This is a genomic window from Psychrobacter sp. TB67, from assembly GCF_000511065.1.
GTDB lineage: Bacteria > Pseudomonadota > Gammaproteobacteria > Pseudomonadales > Moraxellaceae > Psychrobacter > Psychrobacter okhotskensis.
This window is the reverse complement of the sequence record NZ_AYYA01000067.1, coordinates 15,715-29,851: the sequence shown is the minus strand read 5'-3', so window position 1 is coordinate 29,851 and position 14,137 is coordinate 15,715. Positions and strand designations below refer to the sequence as shown.

At 43.6% G+C, this 14,137-nt stretch carries 15 protein-coding genes; 6 read left to right on the top strand and 9 right to left on the bottom strand.

The genetic code is table 11. The features are described from left to right. Nucleotides 1–183: 183 nt before the first annotated feature. From W293_RS0112860 to W293_RS0112845, 4 genes are all read right to left on the bottom strand, one after another. A complete protein-coding gene (locus W293_RS0112860) occupies nucleotides 184–846 on the bottom strand; it encodes a glutathione S-transferase family protein (protein WP_025652821.1) in 663 nt (220 codons plus the stop codon). A 228-nt stretch (nucleotides 847–1,074) separates the two neighbouring features. Then, entirely contained in the window at nucleotides 1,075–1,713 is a 639-nt protein-coding gene (locus W293_RS0112855) for a peroxiredoxin (protein ID WP_025652820.1), read from the bottom strand. A gap of 245 nt (nucleotides 1,714–1,958) precedes the next feature. After that, nucleotides 1,959–2,771 carry a phospholipase D family protein gene (locus W293_RS0112850; RefSeq protein WP_025652819.1) on the bottom strand — a complete coding sequence of 271 codons (813 nt, stop codon included), beginning with the start codon at nucleotides 2,769–2,771 and terminating at the stop codon, nucleotides 1,959–1,961. A gap of 250 nt (nucleotides 2,772–3,021) precedes the next feature. After that, nucleotides 3,022–4,761, bottom strand: coding sequence for a glutamine--tRNA ligase/YqeY domain fusion protein (locus W293_RS0112845; protein ID WP_025652818.1), 1,740 nt, complete (start codon nucleotides 4,759–4,761; stop codon nucleotides 3,022–3,024). A 366-nt stretch (nucleotides 4,762–5,127) separates the two neighbouring features. Between W293_RS0112845 and W293_RS0112840 the strand changes: the two genes are divergently transcribed. Both W293_RS0112840 and W293_RS0112835 read left to right on the top strand, forming a co-directional pair. Then, nucleotides 5,128–5,643: a peptidylprolyl isomerase gene (locus W293_RS0112840; RefSeq protein WP_025652817.1), complete on the top strand. Its 516-nt coding sequence runs from the start codon at nucleotides 5,128–5,130 to the stop codon at nucleotides 5,641–5,643. Between the two features lie 168 nt (nucleotides 5,644–5,811). Further along, the gene (locus W293_RS0112835) at nucleotides 5,812–6,672 is read left to right on the top strand and encodes a UDP-2,3-diacylglucosamine diphosphatase (RefSeq protein WP_025652816.1); all 861 of its coding nucleotides are present in this window, start codon (nucleotides 5,812–5,814) and stop codon (nucleotides 6,670–6,672) included. Nucleotides 6,673–6,794: 122 nt separating this feature from the next. On the opposite strand, the gene orn is transcribed toward W293_RS0112835, so the two are convergent. Further along, nucleotides 6,795–7,382, bottom strand: coding sequence for an oligoribonuclease (gene orn / locus W293_RS0112830; protein WP_025652815.1), 588 nt, complete (start codon nucleotides 7,380–7,382; stop codon nucleotides 6,795–6,797). A gap of 246 nt (nucleotides 7,383–7,628) precedes the next feature. Here orn and rsgA point away from each other — a divergent pair, with 246 nt between their 5' ends. The 4 genes from rsgA to secB all read left to right on the top strand — a co-directional run bounded on the left by rsgA (nucleotide 7,629) and on the right by secB (nucleotide 10,624). Then, a complete protein-coding gene (gene rsgA / locus W293_RS0112825) occupies nucleotides 7,629–8,732 on the top strand; it encodes a ribosome small subunit-dependent GTPase A (protein WP_025652814.1) in 1,104 nt (367 codons plus the stop codon). 157 nt (nucleotides 8,733–8,889) lie between these two features. Continuing rightward, the gene (locus W293_RS0112820; protein WP_025652813.1) at nucleotides 8,890–9,345 is read left to right on the top strand and encodes a rhodanese-like domain-containing protein; all 456 of its coding nucleotides are present in this window, start codon (nucleotides 8,890–8,892) and stop codon (nucleotides 9,343–9,345) included. 309 nt (nucleotides 9,346–9,654) lie between these two features. Beyond that, complete coding sequence (grxC, locus tag W293_RS0112815) at nucleotides 9,655–9,918, top strand: glutaredoxin 3 (RefSeq protein WP_025652812.1); 264 nt, start codon at nucleotides 9,655–9,657, stop codon at nucleotides 9,916–9,918. A gap of 253 nt (nucleotides 9,919–10,171) precedes the next feature. Then, a complete protein-coding gene (gene secB / locus W293_RS0112810) occupies nucleotides 10,172–10,624 on the top strand; it encodes a protein-export chaperone SecB (RefSeq protein ID WP_025652811.1) in 453 nt (150 codons plus the stop codon). A 102-nt stretch (nucleotides 10,625–10,726) separates the two neighbouring features. Here secB and W293_RS0112805 read toward each other — a convergent pair whose 3' ends face one another. The 4 genes from W293_RS0112805 to W293_RS0112785 all read right to left on the bottom strand — a co-directional run bounded on the left by W293_RS0112805 (nucleotide 10,727) and on the right by W293_RS0112785 (nucleotide 14,087). Further along, complete coding sequence (locus W293_RS0112805; RefSeq protein WP_025652810.1) at nucleotides 10,727–11,260, bottom strand: alpha-ketoglutarate-dependent dioxygenase AlkB; 534 nt, start codon at nucleotides 11,258–11,260, stop codon at nucleotides 10,727–10,729. 173 nt (nucleotides 11,261–11,433) lie between these two features. Continuing rightward, nucleotides 11,434–12,090, bottom strand: a complete 657-nt coding sequence (gene adk / locus W293_RS0112800) for an adenylate kinase (RefSeq protein WP_025652809.1) — start codon at nucleotides 12,088–12,090, stop codon at nucleotides 11,434–11,436. A 216-nt stretch (nucleotides 12,091–12,306) separates the two neighbouring features. After that, nucleotides 12,307–13,587 carry a c-type cytochrome biogenesis protein CcmI gene (gene ccmI / locus W293_RS0112790; protein ID WP_025652808.1) on the bottom strand — a complete coding sequence of 427 codons (1,281 nt, stop codon included), beginning with the start codon at nucleotides 13,585–13,587 and terminating at the stop codon, nucleotides 12,307–12,309. Then, nucleotides 13,584–14,087: a cytochrome c-type biogenesis protein gene (locus W293_RS0112785; RefSeq protein WP_374190022.1), complete on the bottom strand. Its 504-nt coding sequence runs from the start codon at nucleotides 14,085–14,087 to the stop codon at nucleotides 13,584–13,586. Before W293_RS0112785 ends, ccmI begins: the two co-directional genes overlap by 4 nt. Between the last annotated feature and the right edge of the window lie 50 nt (nucleotides 14,088–14,137).

Here is a 14,137-nt window from a genome sequence, read left to right as displayed (position 1 = left end):
TATTGTCTTATGTAATGAAACGTTTCGTTTTATTAATTGTTTTTTAAGTCCGCCTTCTAAATGGACATAGTAAGTCCAAAAAAAATAGGGATGATCAACAGATTTTGTTAACCATCCCTATTTGGACGTTCAGTACACAGCACAAAATATTTAGGGCTTTAGCAGATAAGGATTAAATGTTCACTATTCATTAGCTTCCGTAGGCTTCGCTTTTGCCATTTTTTTAATGCTAAAGCGCTCATGCATTCTCGCATAAAACTGCGCAAGGTTTTCGCCATGGGCAGTAGGATCTACTTTTAATGCTTTGCCAAAGTCCAAGCCTAGATATAGCACGATATCTGCAAAGCTCAGTTGATCCCCGACCAAATAGTCATGACCTTCTAGGCTGGTTTCAAAGTATGCCAAAGCTTTGACCGCACGAGCGATGGATGGTGCTACAAATTCAGGGACTTGCTCAACACGTTGTGCCTTTGATGGATGGCTGTGTTGAAAGGCCAACATCAAGTTATAAAGCACTTCAAACTCCGCAATACGGCGCATCGAACAGACTTGTGCACGCTGAACCACATCATTGCCCATCACTGAGCGCTCACCATAAACGCGGTCAAGGTATTCACAAACCGCCTGCGAATCATTGAGCACTGTGCCATCATCTAGGGTTAAAACTGGCACTGTCTGCATGGGATTTATCTTAGTAAAAGCCTCTGACATCTGTTCCTTGGCAGCAAAATCAATGTCGACCACATCGATATCATCCATATCATCGACATCGATACCTTTTGAGGCAAGTAATATAAGGGCTTTTCGAGGGTTGGGTGCAGTACGAGTTATATATAGTTTTTTCATGGTAAATTCCTTTTAAGTATTATTTCCGAAAAGAACGATAACGGTAAATTTTTATGACTATCGTTGTATCATCAAAGCGCAGAAGCTTGTTATTGCTCGCTTAGCACAGTGACTATTGGTTTTTATCATAGCAAAACCTTGTCGCTGCTTGTGATATGAATGGTAAAAAACCCCATAACAGTAAGTTATAGGGTTTTTATTTTTTAAGCAATTGCAAAAACGCTCACTTTATTTATTAGGTGCTGGCGTGGTGCGCAAATAAGGCTTAATTTCTGTATGACCTTTAGGATAATTGGCTGCGATGTCTTCATTCTTCACGCTTGGTGGAATGATAACATCATCGCCGTCCTTCCAATCGACCGGCGTAGCGACGTTATATTTATCAGACAACTGCATGGCGTCAATGACTCGTACAATCTCGTCAAAGTTACGACCACAGCTGGCTGGATAGGTTAAGGTCAAGCGTACCTTTTTGTTAGGGTCGATGATAAAGACACTTCTAACCGTCGCTGTATTATCCGCATTGGGGTGAATCATGTCATAAAGATTGGCTACTGTGCGCTCAGAGTCTGCAATGATAGGAAAGTTGACAGCAGTTCCTTGAGTCTCTTCAATATCGCTAACCCAGCCTTTGTGATCTTCTAAGCCATCAACTGATAAAGCGATCGCCTTTACATTGCGCTTTTGAAACTCGCCGCCTAATGCCGCAGTACGACCAAGCTCAGTGGTACATACTGGCGTATAGTCTGCAGGATGCGAAAAGAAAACGACCCAGCTGTCGCCTGCCCAATCGTAAAAATTGATATCGCCTTCTGTGGTTGTGGCGTCAAAATTCGGTGCGCTGTCACCTAAACGTAAATGTGCCATGCTTAATTCCTTAACTATCGTTAGTGATGAGCGCTAGTATCTAAAAGCTAATATTAAAAGGTTAGCATCTAAAGAAGGTCATGCGCTCTATTATTATCATTGACGTGTAGCGCTATAAAAATAACGGAGTACCCGTCAGGAAATCCTATTTCATCTTAACAAACTGGTTATGAATGTCTTGTGACGGATTGTAATGCGCTTATGCCATTTAGGTCTAAACGCATAAGCTCCGATGAAACCTGCATCTATACCACCATCCCAGAGTCCCATAAACAAAACTCGCCAAATTTACCACGTTTGCTGGTACCACCAGCCGCACGGCCAGTATCCGTCAATACCAACTCGCCTTCTTGCTCTATTAGATAGCCTGCGGCAAGGAGCTTATCGTTTAACTCTTGCGTCTTAAAGCCCAATTCTTTCGCCAGCTTCGCCGTCGTCAGCTTAGAATAATTAGGCGTTGCCGCTTCTGTAGCGTTACTGGCAACTGGATCTGTGCTTACCTTGCCAGCACTAGATAGCATACTGGACGTATTTCTCGACCCATTCTTAGAAGCTTTATTAGCGCCATTATTAGAGCCGTTGTTAAGGGCGCTCTTGTTATCGCTATCATGTACTTTTTCAAGGGACATGCGCACTTCATCACTGATACGAATAATGCGCTGCGCTTCCTCATAAGTATCAGCATATAATTTGGCATCTTCATTACGATAAATAAGCACCCCCATCTCATTATTATTCACTTGGCTAAACTCATAGAGATTGAGGCTGGTAATGATGCATTCATTTTCATTAAGGTAGCATTTGGCATGCAAGTTTTTGCAAAAGCTAGTACGAATAAAGGTCAGGTTTTTTAGCCAATTAATCTCTTCTGGATGTAAATCATTTTTGCCATAGACAATACGGATATCGATTTTGAGACGATTACGGTCTTCTAACAGCTCTTTAATACGCTCATTTAACTTTAAGTAGGGGCTAATAATAATCAATCTGTCAGACGCATTTTTAATCAATTCTTCTAGATGATACGTCGTCCCGCTGCTATTTAAAAATTTTGCCATGATTGCACCCTCACACCTTACGATTAAAATTTACACTTATACCATTCACAAAAACTTGAGTAGTAAGGAAAACGCGTGCAAGCACTACATTTAGTAGACTAAGCAAGTTTGACAAAACTAATCGTATTTTTTGGGTTTGGTATTATCCACAAAAAAGCCCATCCCTAGCGTACTAGAAATGGGCCAGCTTGCAAACTACTTTTGTTTAGTATTGTCTCAAATAAACGCTAGTAGCGCTAATCGCAATAAATTAAGCCGGTTTATAGCTGTCACGTAAGCTGACGATTTGATTAAAGACAGGCTGGTCACTGCTGTGCTCTTCGCTATCAGAGATAAAATAGCCTTCACGCTCAAACTGAAAGCGTGTGCCAGCATCCGCATTGACCAATGATGGCTCAACCACGGCATTTAGCTTGGTCAACGAGTTAGGATTCAATGCTTGATGCACGTCAGCGACGCTACTCGGATCTTCGACACTGAATAGCTGCTCGTATAAGCGCACGGTGGCTGGAACCCCTTGGCTGGCCGATACCCAATGAATCACACCTTTGACCTTACGACCTTCAGGGTTATTGCCTAGCGTTGCCGGATCAATCGTTGCTTTTAGCTCAACGACATTGCCTGCATCATCTAGCACATGCTCAGTCACGGCCAAGACATAGGTATTACGCAGACGGATTTCTGGCTTTTCGGGTGATAGGCGTTTATAGCCTGCTGGCGGCTCAATCTCGTAGTCGCCTTGATCGATATAAAGCGTCTCGGTAAACGGAATCTCACGTTCGCCCATATCGACATTAGGATGGTTCGGCTGAGTCAACCATAAGGTTTTTGCCTCAGCGTCAAAGCGCGCATTGACGCTGTCCGCTTTGAGCGTTTCCCACTGACTGACCGCATCGCTAAAGTTGGTTATCGTCACTTTTAATGGCTTAAGCACCGCCATACCGCGTGCCGTAGTATTGTCTAACGACTGACGAATACTAAACTCTAGCAGACGCATATCGGTCACACCATCCGCTTTGGAGATACCAACGCGATCACAGAAATCACGCAAGCCTTCAGGCGTATAGCCACGGCGACGCATACCAGCGACGGTTGGCATGCGCGGATCATCCCAGCCATCGACGATACCTTCATCGACCAATTGCTTGAGCTTACGCTTACTGGTCAACGTATGGTCGACATTGAGGCGTGAGAACTCATACTGATGCGGTGGTTGCTCGAAGCCGATTTTATTGACGATCCAATCATAAAACGGACGATGATCTTCAAACTCTAGCGTACATAACGAATGGGTAATGCCTTCTAGCGCATCTGACAACGGATGGGCAAAATCATACATAGGATAGATGCACCATTTATCACCGGTCTGATGATGTTCTTGATGCATCACACGATAGATAATGGGGTCGCGCATGTTCATATTGGCATCAGACATGTCAATTTTGGCACGCAATACCGCTTTGCCGTCTTCGAACTTACCGTGTTTCATGTCTTCGAACAACTTTAAGTTGTCTGCGACACTGGCATCACGCTGTGGTGACGGTTTGCCGGCTTCATTAAATGAGCCACGATTATCGCGGATTTGCTCTGGAGTTTGTAAGTCGACATACGCATCACCCTGCTCAATCAATTGTACCGCCCACGCATACAACTGGTCAAAGTAGCTAGAAGCATGTAGCGCCTCGCCTGCCCAGTCAAAGCCCAACCACTGCACATCGTTTTTGATATTGTCGATGTAATCTTGTTTTTCTGCGGTTGGATTGGTGTCGTCGTAGCGCAAATGACAGATGCCACCAAACTCTTTAGCGACGCCAAAGTTTAGACAGATAGATTTAACGTGACCCAAGTGCAAGTAGCCGTTTGGCTCAGGCGGAAAACGGGTTACAATCTGCTGGTATTTTTGCGCATTGACATCGTCACGAATGATATTACGAATAAAGTCGTTTTTTTGTTCATCTTTCTGTACATTGTTGTTTGAGTGCTCACTCATCGGGCATTGCTCCTAACGCAAATTGTCCATTCATGCCGCGTGCCATCACGCCCCATGAAAAATTAAACCAAGCTGTTAAGACTAACCAATAAAATCAAATAGTTAGCATTAAGGTATTAAAAATAAATGGTCAAAAACTCAGTTATTAAAATTGGGGTGTCAAAATTAACGTATTGACACTGGCGTTCAAAAACCATTAAAAAGGGAAAGTTGCGTTATTCTATCAGCTTTTGCAAATGCATTAACAGCCTGATACATGACAGACGACAAAAAAGCCGTTAGACTAACGCTAACTTTTAACCACCAACTTTTTATCCACCACTTAACAGCGTCATTTTAGGCGCTGCAATCAAAAAGGATTATCCCATGGTAGACATGCCACCAGTAGTAGAACTTGACACCAGTATGGGTGCGATCGTTATCGAACTCAACGAAGAAAAAGCACCAAAAACGGTAGAGAACTTTTTAAACTATGTAAAGTCTGGTCATTATGACGGCACGATTTTTCATCGCATTATTGATGGCTTTATGATTCAAGGCGGCGGAATGGACGCTGAAATGAATGAAAAAGCAACCAACGCACCCGTTGAAAACGAAGCGGACAATGGTCTAAAAAACGACAAAGGTACGATTGCGATGGCGCGTACGCAAGATCCGCATTCAGCAACCAGCCAGTTTTTCGTTAACGTCAAAGACAACGACTTCCTAAACCACTCTGGCAAAAACATGCAGGGTTGGGGCTATACGGTATTTGGTAAAGTAACCAGCGGTATGGATGTCATCGAAAAAATGCGCGGCGTACCAACGGGTCGTTTCGGCATGCATGCTGACGTACCAAAAGAGCCAGTCATTATCAATTCAGCGACTATTGTCTCTGAATAAGTTGTTTCTGAATAAGCAACTTGAACGAGTACATTTTTAATAATCTATAGTGAAACAAAGATGAATATAGTACAAGGAAGACAAGCGAAAATTGTACGACTAGTACAGTAAGCGAGTCTGACGCCATAATAGGTTTATATTTGGTTTACTACATTAGGACAAGGATAAATGCAAAGTTTTGACCACCTAATTACCACCCGCCCTCATAGCGTGCGGCAAGTATTGATTAGCGATTTGCATTTATCACCGGAAGAGCCTGCCTTAGTGCAGGCTTTTTTGGCGCTGCTCGATGATTGCCTTGCTCTGCCTGCGTTAAAACGTTTGTTTATCTTAGGCGATTGGTTTGAGGTTTGGCTGGGTGATGATGTTTATTTGTCCTTATCAGAAGACGAGCGTCAAACCCATTGGCTCACACCATTAATTGTCAAATTAAAAAAACTACGGATCGCAGGTTGCGAGATTTTAGTCATGCATGGTAATCGTGACTTTTTATTAGGGCAGCCATTTTGCAATTTATTTGGTGGCGAACTTATTTTTGAGCCTTACCCTGTAGCGGTTGGACAGCAGAATTATCGCTTAGAGCATGGCGACGCGCTATGTACTGATGATAAGAAATATCAGTTTTTTCGCAAAGTGATGCGTAACCCGTTAATCCAGTGGTATTTGCTGAATAAACCGCTAAAAAAACGCTTGGCTATCGCCGAGAACATGCGTAAAAAAAGTCAAAAAAATAACGCCAATAAAGCGGCGCATATTATGGACGTTAATGAGCAAGCAGTGGCAGCCGCAGTGAATAATCACGATGCGCTATTACACGGACATACTCATCGTCCAGATATTCATCAGACGGCTAATGACAAAATCCGTTACGTTCTTGGTGATTGGCGCTTGCTCGACGAAGACAAACGTCAACCCAAAGTCGTGGTGGTCGTTGGCGCAATTACGACAGAAGGTGAAGATTCAGCAAGCAACCATTCTAAAGGTAACAGTACTGAATTTGGCTTGTTTGAATTTAAATATTCAGTGTAGAGTTCGCCTCATCAAGTACCCTTCATTTAAAAGAAAAAGGGTCTGTTGCATAAGTAACAGACCCTTTTTTATAGCTTTTCACATTTCACATTCTGCGAACCGTTATTCTGCTCACCATTATCCTAAGGCATGAGTTTAAAGAAATGCTGACGATAATGTTTTAGCTCACGGATAGAATCGCGAATATCGTCTAAGGCTAAATGACTGCCACCTTTTTCAAAATTTCTGAGAATATCAGGACGCCAGCGAAAGCACAGCTCTTTAATCGATGAGACATCCAGGTTGCGATAGTGGAAAAATCGCTCAAGCTCTGGCATTTGACGCGCCATAAAGCGGCGATCTTGGCAGATTGAGTTACCACACATGGGCGACTTACCACTATCGACCCATTTATTAAGGAACTTAATGGTTTCAGCTTCTGCTTCTGCCAAGGTCACGGTACTACGGCGTACACGGTCAACCAAGCCTGATTGGCCATGTTGCTTGGTATTCCAGTCATCCATTTTATTTAACACTTGATCCGATACCTTGATCGCAAACACAGGCCCTTCGGCAAGGACATTGAGATCCTCATCCGTCACCACGGTAGCAATCTCGATGATTTCATCGTTGATGGTATCAAGTCCGGTCATTTCTAGGTCAATCCATACCAACCCTTTTTTACCTTGATTTTTGATTTTGATTTTATTGGGATGGTCGCCGGTAGTCATAAAATATCCTATGGTCAATAAAGTTTGAGACAGTTTTGCAGCTGAGACAATTTTGTAGCAATGTTACTTAAATAAATCATCAATAGCTGGCAATGTGCAAATGACATGGCGATGCGCCTATTAGCTCGTAACGCCTAAAAAAACTCAAACATTACAAAACCACTGTCTGGCGCAAGCGCTTTAGGCTGTATGTTAGCAAATTTTCACGCTACACTTAGCAATATTTTTTTAATAGGTCACACTCCCATGGCATTAATCCGGCAACGCAAGCTGACTAAACAACAGATTCGTCGCATCGACAAACAACAGCTGGACAGTCAAGACAGCATCGATGACAGTTTGATGGATGGCGTGGTCATGGCGCATTATGGTAAGCAATTAGAAGTACAAGTGACCAGCTTGCCCGCTGTCATTCCAGTGCAGCCGGAGGTTGCGCCTGACGACCCTGAGCCGTTTTGGCAGGAGCTGGGGCTAGGCGATATTTGGCGTTGTCACGTACGTACCAACTTGCCGATGTTGGCCGCTGGTGACCAAGTACGCTGGAACGCCGACCCTAACACTGGCTTTGGACGTATCGAATCCGTCAAACCGCGCACCTCGCTGGTTTCGCGTCCTGACCGTTATCATAAGCTCAAACCCGTCGCTGCCAATGTCGATATTCTCGCCATTGTATTTGCGCCGCTACCTGCTGCTGCACCGACCCTCATTGATCGCTATTTGGTCGTTTGTCATCATGCGGGTGTAAGACCTCTACTCGTCCTTAATAAAGCTGATTTACTGGCGCAAGAAAACGGCGTCGATACTAGTGAATTATTGGCGCAATATGCGGCGCTTGGTTATGAAAGTGTATTGACCTCTGTTGACTGCCCAGAAAATATTGCTGATAGCGATGAGCAAGAAGGGTTAGATGAGCTAAAGCGCTACATCGATAAAAAATTGGTGATTTTTGCGGGTCAGTCTGGTGTCGGTAAAAGCAGCTTAATCAATGCGCTATTACCAGCCTCTGGGCAAATCGTCAATATCATCTCGGAGAACTCAAAGCTTGGTCAACATACCACCACTACGAGCCGCTTGTTACCCTTCCAGCCCGAAGATTTAACCCAAGGCGGAATCGTTGATACCCCAGGTATTCGCGAATATGGCATTTGGCATTTGACGCCAGATGATATCATTTCAGGCTTTGTGGAGCTTGCGCCACTGGCAGGTGATTGCCAGTTCCGTGATTGTCGGCACACTCACAACAGCAAAGGCTGCGCGTTATGGCAAGCGGTCGCTGATGGCGTGGTATTACAGCGCCGCGTTGAGAACTTGGTCACGTTAAGAGAAGAAGCGGACACTAAGCCTTATTAAGCATTGTCTTACTCATACATTGTCTTATTAAGCGCTGAACCCTAGGTTGAGCATCACACGTTTACTATAGATGGCCTTATCGGTATAATAGCGCCTTGTTCGCAATCGTTAGGCTGTCTTCTCAGCTTAATAGAACACTTATTTTTGGAGGTATGTTTTGGATCGTGCGCTAGAATTTGTGGGCAACCACCCGTTTTTATTTGGCATATTGGCCGTACTTGCCGTACTGTTCTTTGCCATCGAAAACAAACGTAGCGGTAAGAAAATATCGCCCAATAGCCTTGGGATGATGGTGAACTCGCAAAACGCGCAGCTTATCGATATTCGCGCCAAAAAGAAGTTTGAGACCGGTTATATCCAAGGCAGCCGCAACATACCTTTTACTGACCTCAAAGACCGCATCGAAGAGATTCGTGCAATTGAGCAGCCAGTCATCATCATTTGCGATATGGGCGTGCAAGCAGGCGCAGCCATCCAAATGATTGGCAAAGACAGTGTTTACCGCTTAGAAGGCGGTGTGGGCGGTTGGCAAAGTGCTGGCATGCCATTGGTCGGTGTAAAAGATGCCAAGTCTAAAAATAAAGGCAAGGCAAAACCGAGCTTGCATAAGTAGTTTGCATAACTTGCTTAAAATTACTGAATTAAATAGCTTGTTTAGCCTACGCGCTCGTTCTCACTGCTAGTAGCGCAAAATTCGAAAAAAGACACTTCTTTATTGGGTGTCTTTTTTTGTGTGGCATTTATGCTACTGTCACAGCTTTTGGACTGGATTGGCTTGAATTTATCCTACCCATCCCCACTTTATAATGAGCATACGCAATTACATTTGCCATTTACTCGTTGGTGACGGATTATAATATTTTTTATAACATGAGTGTTTATAATAAAACTGTCGCCAAAAACCAATAAATAAGGATTTACCATGACTGTATCTGTTAAAGTTTATACCACCCCTATCTGCCCTTACTGCTCAAACGCCAAACAACTACTAAAATCTAAAGGCGTTGATTACGAAGAAGTCGGCATGCATGACATCAGCAGCGAAGAACGCCAAGCGCTAATGAAAAAAACCAATAACTACCGCACTGTGCCACAGATTTTCGTCGGTGACACTTTCGTCGGTGGGTTTGATGAGCTGAATCAAATGAATCAACAGGGCAAACTTGACGAGCTATTAGCAGGTTAATCTGCTAACTTTGCTGACGGTCTCTCTTTACCTGTGCTATCTTTACGTTGGTGAAAACCACCTGTGTCAGAATCGCAGGTGCAAATACCGCATGTATAACGTGCATAAAGAGAGACAATGGCAAATAAAAAATATTGGTAAAAAACATCGAGATCATATCGAAATAACTTCAAAATAACTTCGAAACATAGTCTCGATTTATATTACAATTATTGTTTGCCCACTCATTTGATTAACTTTTAGAGGAATTATCATGGCTGAAGAACAAGCACAACCACAATTGGCACTAGAGCGCATCTATGTCAAAGACATGTCACTTGAAGTACCAGGCGCAGGCGTATTCACCAAAGAGTGGAACCCTGAGCTTGATATCAATCTATCAAGCAATGCTGAAAAGCTAGACGACGATCATTATCAAGTGATTTTGACCGTTAGCGTTACTGCAAAAAATGCAGAAGAAGCGGCATTTATCGCTGAGGTGCATCAAGCGGGTATTTTCTTGCTAAAAGACATTCCAGAAGATCAAATCGGTCAAATCCTAGGTGCTTATTGCCCGAACGTTTTGTTCCCGTATGCTCGTGAAGTCATCAGTGACATCGTTACCCGTGGTAGCTTCCCACAGTTATTGCTAGCGCCTGTTAACTTTGATCAAGCCTATGCGCAAAGCCAACAGCAAGCGCAAATCGATGCTGAAGGTAACGCATAAGTTTTAGCTTGATGACGTATTGATATAGCAGTATCTAAAAGTCGTTTACTTATAATGAGTAAGCGGCTTTTTTATGTTTAAGATATAATTAGTTTTTAGTCATCACTTTATTAATTTTCTAAAGGTAAGACTGATTCTGCCGGACTGAGTGTCACTTTTAGGAATCGAGTGTAACCACTCTTTTTGAATACTATCATTCATATATATTAACGTTCCATTCGTAAGATGAAAAGACTCCGTAATATTTTCAAAATATTTGTGCTTAAAGAGCATATCTCGAGCCACCCCCAACGACAAAATAGCGACACCTGTTCCATCAGCTAACTGACTCGTATCGTCTGAATGAAAGCCCATCTTGCTACTACCATCTAGGTAATAATTTACTAAGCAATTATTCGGTAAATAACCAACTACCCCTGCTATGATCAAAGCTATCTCTTGAATAATCTTTGGCATTTTTTTCTCATCATAACTCATTCCTGAATAATGATAAGAAAGACCAAAGCTTTCTGTATACCTAGAAGTCATTTGCTTATTCCAAATTACGGTCTCTTTTAATATTAAAAAGACTTCAGATGCAAAGGATGGCTTTATGAGATCAGGATGAAATATGATATTTAGTGTTGGTTTATCCATGTCACATCTGTTCCATTAACAATAGCTTGACGATTTATATTTAACTATACACTGGTTATTTTATCTCGCGCTACGCAAATATTGACTAAAAGCTATGACTTTCAAATAAAAAAACCCCGACTATTCAAAGTCGAGGTCTCTTTTATATAAATAGACTACATATCGAGGATATTTTAGCCTTTTAGCGCAGACAAAATCTGCTGCTTCACATCATCAATGCCTTGAGTACCATCAAACTTATCATACTTAGGCGCATCAGCGCCTTTGCTGGCTTTGTCTTGATAGAAACCAACGAGCGCTGATGTCTGCTCATGATACGTCGCTAAGCGATCACGAATGGTCGACTCTTTGTCATCTTCACGCTGGATAAGCGCTTCGCCAGTCACGTCGTCGATACCCTCGACCTTTGGTGGATTGTGATCGACATGATAGACGCGACCTGAGCCTGGATGTTGGCGGCGACCAGATAGGCGCTTGACGATTTCGTCATCAGGGACACTGATTTCGATCACATGATCAATCGCGACGTCTGCATCAGCAAGCGCTTGCGCCTGTGGAATCGTACGCGGGAAACCGTCAAAAATACAACCATTGACACAATCAGGCTTAGCGATACGTTCTTTCACTAGGTTAATGATGAGATCGTCAGAAACCAAACCACCAGCATTCATAATGTCTTTGGCTTGTTTGCCAAGCTCACTACCTTCTTTGATTGCTGCACGCAGCATATCACCCGTTGAGATCTGCGGAATATCATATTCTTTAGAGATAAACTGGGCTTGGGTACCTTTACCGGCGCCTGGTGGACCTAGCAAAATAATACGCATCATTACACGATTCTCCTTAATAATTGGGATTTTGGGACAAATAAAACTCAGGGATTGGTTGATTGCAAAGCTACCTTACCTTGTGGCTTTACAAAGCTCAAGTATTTTCAGTATTACAGCGATAAGTTGCCATGACTTAGCTGTTCAAATAATGCTATTGCGCGCTGCTCGGATGGGCAACAGCGCTGGTATCAAAAGTAAAAAACATAGAAATAAAGATTAAGGAACCTGTTGATTAATGTCGACATTGACCTGATTTTGCTCAGCGCTAATCACCACAGGATTACCTGATAAATCGCCGGACTCGGCGACTGCATTACCGCTGTGACTAATACGGGCAATGACGGCCAGCTGTACCTTGTCCGCACGGGCAGATTTTAGTGTCCGTGTCGGCATCATGGCATCGAGATCGCTTAGACTGATATTAACCTCACCTTGCTTAATCACGCTAATTGGCAAACGCTTAGCAGCAAACGGCGGACCACCTTTGACATCGCGTATCGCTACAAACAAGACATCATCGGCTTTGACCAACGGTAACAAGCTAGTATTGATGGTTATTGTAACGTCAATACCTTCAGACGCTTGTTGTTGCTGAGCGCTCACATTGGCACTCAGCTCATCCAAGCTGGCCAGCGCTTGCGTATGATCCCCTGGCTTTGCTGAAATGCTAGCGCGCAGACGCGTAATCCAGCCTTGTGCTTGATCAAAGTTACTACTGCGTGCCTCACCCATTGCCATGAGCATTTGCGCGCCTTCATGCTGTGGATTTTTGGCCAGCACTCCTTCTAGAACGCGGCGGCTATTAGCATCTAATTGCCCTTTATTAGCAAAAAAGCTAATCTGCGCATAGGTCGTCGCAATCTCTTCATTATCGGGCGCTAAGCGATAGGCACGCGACAAAGCCTCTAGTGCAGAATCTGTCGCTTCTAGTGATAAGAACAGCTCGGACAAGCGCATCCAGCGATTATAATCATCAGCATGGCGATAGACGTTGGTCTGCATAGCGCTAATCAACTGTTGACCATCTTCGATGGCCCAAGCTGGCGGCTGGTCAATCCTACCTGCCAATAAATCATCAGCAACTTGACCGACTTTATCCTCGGCCGCCCACAGCTCAAATACAGGCGTGCGATCACCGACCATCAGATACGCCATCGCTGCCAACACTGGCACCCAGACTACAATGATTAACCGGCTTTTGATACCGGGCGCAATCATCGGCGTCACTACGCGCTGCGCATCTAAAAGCTGACGTTCAAGCTCAAGCTTTTGGGATTGATAATGACTATCATCAATCGTGCCAGCATCCTTATCAGTTTTTAGCTCTGCTAGACGAGCGCGAAAGACAGCGATATTAATATCGAGTAGCTGATTGTCCACGGGCTTATCTGTTGCGCGTGAGGCTCTTAACCACGGCATTATGGTGATAAAACCAAGAACTAAAGCGATAAGTAAGCTTAGGGCAATAAATAAGCCAACAGTAGAAAATAGGTTCATTTTTTGTCCTCGATGCTGGTGATGTCATGATCTGTTCTGTTGACGCTATCTTTGCTATCAGCACGTGATAACAGGCGATCAAGTTCAGCTTGTTCTGCTACCGTCAATGCAGCAGCGCCATTATTTACCGTCACGCCGCTTTGACCACTAGCAACACGCTGATGGCGCTTGCTTCGCCAAAACCAACCAACTATTAAAAGCACGAGTAATAATGGTGGAAAAAACCATAGTATCCACGTTGAGGGACGGACAGGCGGTTTATAACTGATGAAGTCGCCATAACGCTCCTGCATATAACTGCGAATCTCGGTATCACTCCGACCATCTTTGACCATATTGTAGGTTTTTTGCTTTAAATCTTGGGCAATAGGCGCATCAGAACCTGCAAGGTTTTGATTTTGGCATTTTGGACAACGAAACTCTTCAATGAGACCTCGATACTGAGCTTCTTGTTGTATAGAGTCAAAGTCGTAAACATCGATGGCGGCATAAGCGCTCATACTTATGCCCATGTTTATAGTTATACCAAGGCTTATACTTAGCAAACACG

Coding starts and splice junctions, on each gene's coding strand:
- W293_RS0112860 (WP_025652821.1), bottom strand. CDS start 846: ATGAAAAAACTATATATAACTCGTACTGCACCCAACCCTCGAAAAGCC.
- W293_RS0112855 (WP_025652820.1), bottom strand. CDS start 1,713: ATGGCACATTTACGTTTAGGTGACAGCGCACCGAATTTTGACGCCACA.
- W293_RS0112850 (WP_025652819.1), bottom strand. CDS start 2,771: ATGGCAAAATTTTTAAATAGCAGCGGGACGACGTATCATCTAGAAGAA.
- W293_RS0112845 (WP_025652818.1), bottom strand. CDS start 4,761: ATGAGTGAGCACTCAAACAACAATGTACAGAAAGATGAACAAAAAAAC.
- W293_RS0112840 (WP_025652817.1), top strand. CDS start 5,128: ATGGTAGACATGCCACCAGTAGTAGAACTTGACACCAGTATGGGTGCG.
- W293_RS0112835 (WP_025652816.1), top strand. CDS start 5,812: ATGCAAAGTTTTGACCACCTAATTACCACCCGCCCTCATAGCGTGCGG.
- orn (WP_025652815.1), bottom strand. CDS start 7,382: ATGACTACCGGCGACCATCCCAATAAAATCAAAATCAAAAATCAAGGT.
- rsgA (WP_025652814.1), top strand. CDS start 7,629: ATGGCATTAATCCGGCAACGCAAGCTGACTAAACAACAGATTCGTCGC.
- grxC (WP_025652812.1), top strand. CDS start 9,655: ATGACTGTATCTGTTAAAGTTTATACCACCCCTATCTGCCCTTACTGC.
- secB (WP_025652811.1), top strand. CDS start 10,172: ATGGCTGAAGAACAAGCACAACCACAATTGGCACTAGAGCGCATCTAT.
- W293_RS0112805 (WP_025652810.1), bottom strand. CDS start 11,260: ATGGATAAACCAACACTAAATATCATATTTCATCCTGATCTCATAAAG.
- adk (WP_025652809.1), bottom strand. CDS start 12,090: ATGATGCGTATTATTTTGCTAGGTCCACCAGGCGCCGGTAAAGGTACC.
- ccmI (WP_025652808.1), bottom strand. CDS start 13,587: ATGAACCTATTTTCTACTGTTGGCTTATTTATTGCCCTAAGCTTACTT.
- W293_RS0112785 (WP_374190022.1), bottom strand. CDS start 14,087: ATGAGCGCTTATGCCGCCATCGATGTTTACGACTTTGACTCTATACAA.